Source organism: Cupriavidus basilensis, from assembly GCF_029335485.1.
Taxonomy (GTDB): Bacteria; Pseudomonadota; Gammaproteobacteria; order Burkholderiales; family Burkholderiaceae; genus Cupriavidus; species Cupriavidus basilensis_E.
In genome coordinates this window covers 1-2,381 of record NZ_JARJLM010000038.1, presented here as the reverse complement: position 1 = coordinate 2,381, position 2,381 = coordinate 1, and the positions used below count along the sequence as shown (strand labels likewise).

General features: G+C 67.5%; 3 protein-coding genes. All 3 read right to left on the bottom strand.

What is annotated here, in order from left to right:
- Positions 1-1,339 (bottom strand): tRNA (N6-isopentenyl adenosine(37)-C2)-methylthiotransferase MiaB (gene miaB, locus P3W85_RS02575; RefSeq protein ID WP_276263620.1); only part of this gene is annotated, 1,339 nt, incomplete at its 3' end.
- Positions 1,340-1,432: 93 nt separating this feature from the next.
- Positions 1,433-1,807 carry a hypothetical protein gene (locus tag P3W85_RS02570; protein WP_276263619.1) on the bottom strand — a complete coding sequence of 125 codons (375 nt, stop codon included), beginning with the start codon at positions 1,805-1,807 and terminating at the stop codon, positions 1,433-1,435.
- Positions 1,808-2,006: 199 nt separating this feature from the next.
- The coding region (locus tag P3W85_RS02565; RefSeq protein WP_276263618.1) for a CBS domain-containing protein at positions 2,007-2,381 on the bottom strand (375 nt) is incomplete at its 5' end.

The window sequence follows — 2,381 nt, the reverse complement described above, 5'->3', positions numbered from 1 at the left end:
CGATCTCGCCGCGCAGCGAGTGCGGGAAGGCTTCGGTGATGGCCACATCCACCATCTCGCCGACCAGGCGGTCGCGGCTGGCCTGGGGCACGCCCGGCAGGGCGAAGTTCACCACGCGGTTGTTCTCCGTGCGGCCGTGCAGCTCGGTGGGGTCCTTGCGCGCCGGGCCTTCCACCAGGATGCGCTGCACCGTGCCGACCATGCCATGGCTGATGCGCTGCACGTTTTCCTCGATGGTGGCCTGCAGGCGCTGCAGGCGCCGCAGCTTGATCTCCTGCGGCGTGTCGTCGGCCAGGTTGGCCGCCGGCGTGCCGGGGCGCGGGCTGAAGATAAAGGAGAAGGAGGTGTCGTAGCCGATCTCCTCGATCATGGCCATCAGCTTTTCGAAGTCCGCTTCGGTCTCGCCAGGGAAGCCGATGATGAAGTCGGACGACAGCGACATGTCCGGGCGCAGCGCGCGCAACTTGCGGATGATGCTCTTGTATTCCAGCACGCTGTAGCCGCGCTTCATCGCCATCAGGATGCGGTCCGACGCATGCTGCACCGGCAGGTGCAGGTGGTTGACCAGCTTCGGGCAGCGCTCGTACATTTCGATCAGGCGCGGCGTGAATTCCTTGGGGTGGCTGGTGGTGTAGCGGATGCGCTCGATGCCGGGGATCTCGGCCACGTATTCGATCAGCAGCGCGAAGTCGGCGATCTCGCTGGTGCCGCCCATGGCGCCGCGATACGCATTGACGTTCTGCCCCAGCAGCGTGACTTCGCGCACGCCCTGTCCGGCCAGCCCGGCGATTTCCGCCAGCACGTCCTCGAACGGGCGCGAGACTTCTTCGCCGCGGGTGTAGGGCACCACGCAGTAGCTGCAGTACTTGGAGCAACCTTCCATGATGGAGACGAAGGCGCTCGGGCCTTCCACGCGCGCCGGCGGCAGGTGGTCGAACTTCTCGATCTCGGGGAAGGAGATGTCCACCTGCGAATGGCCGGTCTGGCGGCGGCGGCTGATCATGTCGGGCAGGCGGTGCAGCGTCTGCGGGCCGAACACCACGTCGACATAGGGCGCGCGCTTGACGATGGCCGCGCCTTCCTGGCTCGCCACGCAGCCGCCCACGCCGATCACCAGGTCCGGCTTGAGCGCCTTGAGCGCTTTCATGCGGCCGAGTTCGGAGAACACCTTCTCCTGCGCCTTCTCGCGTACCGAGCAGGTGTTGAAGAGGATCACGTCCGCATCTTCGGGGTTGTCTGTCTTTTCCAGGCCTTCGCTGGCGTGGAGCACGTCGACCATCTTGTCCGAGTCGTACTCGTTCATCTGACAGCCGTAGGTTTTGACGAAGACTTTTTTCATGGTGCCGATCTCAGTGGTTGACCTGGGGGCATCAGGGTTTGGGGGACTAAAACCGTCCGGTGCCAGGGCGGGTTGCCATGGCGCGGACGACGATCATTGGGCTGCCTTCTGTTCCTGCTCGCTCAGCACCCAGGCCGTCAGCAACTGGCCGTAGAGGTCGAGCTTGTAGCGCACCGGCAGTTTCTGGCCTGCCACCGCGCCGATGGCCAGCAACTGGTTGTCGGTGCCGAACAGGCGCAGCCCGGGTGCCACGCCAACGGCCTTGCCGTCCAGCGTTGCCGACTGCGGCGTGCCTGCCGACGGCGCGGCGAGCACCAGTCTTGCCTTGGCCGCGTCGGCCGGAATCACGCGCAGCAACTGCTGGGCCTGCGCCGTTGCCGGCAGCAGCGCCGCGCCCAAGGCGAGCGATGCGGCTAGCAGGGTGGCCCGGGCGAGCAGGGCAGGGCGCGCGGCACGGTTGGCTGGCATGGAGGCTCCGGCGAAAACGGTTCGGGAATCGGGGGCGATGCAGCTTGCCCGGCTGCGCCGGCGCCCCGGACGGCAAGCGGCGTGGGCGGCAAGCAGCGTACCGGCCAGTCTACGCGCATCGTGCCGCGGGGCGGGCAGTGTGCGCGGCGCGGGCCGGGCAACCCGCCATTCTACCCGTTCGCCCGCTGGCCGCACTGGCCTAGAAGAGCCCGGATGCTTCCTGCAGCACACGCCGCTTGGAGACCGTGCCCATCAGCTCGCGCCCGGCGATATCGCGGATCACGGGAATGCGGTTGAGCGCGTGATGGGTGAACAGCTGCAGCGCGTCGGGCAGATGCGACTCGGGGGTGAGCGTGGGAAAGTCGCGTTCGCACAAGGCGAACAGGTCGGCACCCGGCTGCTCGCGCAGTGCGCGCTGCACGGCGTGGATCGACAGCGCACCCAGCAGGCAGCCATTGGCCCCGACCACATACAGGTAACGCGTGCCGGTCTCGGCGAACTTGTCGCTGGCCTCGTTCAGCGTGGCGTCCGGGCCGATGGTGGTGTCGGTGGGCTCGCACAGCCCGGCCAGCGT

What these genes read in the sequence shown, in the direction of transcription:
- P3W85_RS02570 (WP_276263619.1), bottom strand. Translation starts at nt 1,807, where the DNA reads ATGCCAGCCAACCGTGCCGCGCGCCCTGCCCTGCTCGCCCGGGCCACC.